The organism is Microcoleus sp. B3-D2, assembly GCF_036705345.1.
Lineage (GTDB): Bacteria > Cyanobacteriota > Cyanobacteriia > Cyanobacteriales > Microcoleaceae > Microcoleus.
This window is the reverse complement of record NZ_JAUBUG010000169.1, coordinates 1-2,486: the sequence shown is the minus strand read 5'-3', so window position 1 is coordinate 2,486 and position 2,486 is coordinate 1. Positions and strand designations below refer to the sequence as shown.

At 42.7% G+C, this 2,486-nt stretch carries 2 protein-coding genes; one reads left to right on the top strand and one right to left on the bottom strand.

Features of this window, described 5'->3' with window-relative positions:
• Nucleotides 1-82: 82 nt before the first annotated feature.
• Nucleotides 83-616, top strand: a complete 534-nt coding sequence (locus QUB14_RS28425; RefSeq protein ID WP_333221566.1) for a hypothetical protein — start codon at nt 83-85, stop codon at nt 614-616.
• 43 nt (nt 617-659) lie between these two features.
• Here QUB14_RS28425 and QUB14_RS28420 read toward each other — a convergent pair whose 3' ends face one another.
• Entirely contained in the window at nt 660-2,195 is a 1,536-nt protein-coding gene (locus tag QUB14_RS28420) for a tetratricopeptide repeat-containing serine protease family protein (RefSeq protein ID WP_333221564.1), read from the bottom strand.
• Nucleotides 2,196-2,486 lie beyond the last annotated feature (291 nt).

The following is a 2,486-nucleotide window of genomic DNA, read 5'->3' as shown; positions in this document are numbered from 1 at the left end:
TTAGGAGTTGGGATTCAATCAACTCTCAGCAAAATCTTTCATTATATCATAAAATTATTTTGCAAGAGGTCTATTATGTTGGGTGCATGAGGGAAGACATTACAAGAAGTTAAGCCCCGTATTCCCTTGCCATCAAGTAATTTTAGGGAAATTTATCGAAGATTTTTGGGATTATTATCGGGAATTATTAGCTTACAAAGATGCTCCCAGGACTGAAGCTGTACTGCTTTTAAAGTCTAAATTTCGGCTGCTTTTTGAAACTCCAAGCGGTTATGAATTGTTGGATGAACGCAAACAATTAACTGCGACAAAAGTATCGGAGTTGCTCAGGGTTTTAGAGCATCCTGAATTACCTCTGCACAATAATCCGGCTGAGTTAGCTGCCAGAACTATGGTGCAGCGACGTAATATTAGCTATGCAACTCAGACAATTGAGGGTACTCAAGCCTGGGATACTTTTATGTCTCTTGTTGCTACTACTCGTCAGTTGGGAATCAGTTTTTTTGATTATGTGCGTGACCGAATTTCTCAACTTGGAATTATTGCCTCTCTATCCACTATTATTCGCGAAAAATCTTCTCTTCATCCCTTGGGCTTGTCTTGGCAACTAGAATAACTGCTTCCCCTACTTATTGAGCCGATACGATTTGCTAATGTCATCATTTTCTTCGTAAGATTCTAATAGTATCTATTGTATCTTGGTACAACTCTCTTTTTCCTTGCTGCTGAAACAGTTCTGCTGCTCGTTGATGATCAGCGAGCGCACCTTGATTATCTCTCAATTTATAGCGGGTAAACCCACGTAGAGAGTAAGCTTCGGCAAAGTTTGGATTAATTCGTAAAGCTTGGTTGTAATCGGCTATAGCACCCTGCTTGTCTCCTAAATTGGAGCGGACAAAACCCCGGCCGAGGTAGACTTCGGCAAAGTTTGGATCAATACGTAAAGCTTGGTTGAAATCGGCGATCGCACCCTGAGTGTCTCCTAAATCACTACGGGCAAAACCCCGCTTGTTGTAGGCTAACGCCAAGTTAGGATCAATACGTAAAGCTTGATTGAAATCGGCGATCGCACCTTGCTTATCTCCTAAACGATAGCGAGCAAAACCCCTGGTGAAGTTGGCTACAGCATTGTTAGGACTAATTCGCAAAACTTGGTTGAAATCAGCGAGCGCACCCTGCTTGTCTTCCAAGGTACTACGGGCAAAACCCCTACTCAAGTAGGCTACATCATTGTTAGGATCAATACGTAAAGCTTGGTTGAAATCGGCAATCGCACTTCGATCGTCTCCTAAACTAGAGCGGGCACGACCTCGATTAGTGTAGGCATCGACATAGTTAGGATTAAGCACAATTGCTTGATTAAAAGCTTGTATAGCACCCTGATAATCTCCTTTTTGAAATTTCTCCCTACCCTGAATATAGAAATCATCAGCTTTCGGCCCAGTCACCACAGGTGCACTCGGAACCTTCACCCCTAAATCCACTTGAGATGAAGCCAACAATCTCAAACTCGTATTAATCGGAATCCCCAGATTAAAACCTGTCTTAGCAATTTGAATATTCTGATTAATATTGCTAGATTCCGCCGCCCTCGTATCCGCCCTCCCGTGGATTCCCACCACCTCGCCATTTTCATTCAACACCGGCCCCCCGCTCATTCCCGGCAACGTATTATTACTATAAACCAACGCATAACCATCTTCTAAAGGTCGAGAAGCATTAGCCGTAATCCGCCCATCCGTGAAATTGTAAATCGAACTATTAATCGCCGATGAAGTCTTCGGAAACCCAGCCACATAAGCTGCTTTCCCTTCTGTCGCCAAATCCGAGTTGCCAATCTTAGCAACGCTATAAGTTTGACTGCTGGTAAACTCGACAACTGCTAAATCAATATTTGGCAGTTTTTTGACACTGCTGTAATTGAGCAAATACCGCTTGTCATCAGGGGTGACAATCTCATATTTAGCTTGAGCATCTTTGAAAACGTGACGGGCTGTGAGCACCGTGTAAGTGTTGCCATTCCGTTTGATAATGATTCCAGAACCAGGATTTTTACTGTCAATCAGGACTGTGATTGATTTAGCGATTTTGCCGACTTCATCAGCAGATATTGCAAAAACTGCGGTTGGTTGGGCGATGACAATAGTTGCAACTGTACCGATTAAGGCGATGGGAAGTTTGTTAGAGAAGTTCATTGATTTTATTTCTTAATAGAAGAGATAAGTTCAACTGAATTTAATTTGTACCTTCTGAAATTTCGTTGTTATAGAGGGAGCGATTCCCCTAAATCCCCCTTAATAAGGGGGACTTTGAGTTGTCCTGTGTTTCTATCGTTTTTATCGAAGGCTCGATCCCCCTAAATCCCCCTTAATAAGGGGGACTTTGAATGCTCTCTTGTTCCCCCCTTACTAAGCTATGCCTTACTCACATCTTTCTTAACAAAATCAGGCTTGACATCTGGGGGGGAATGGGTGGAAACTAATTTC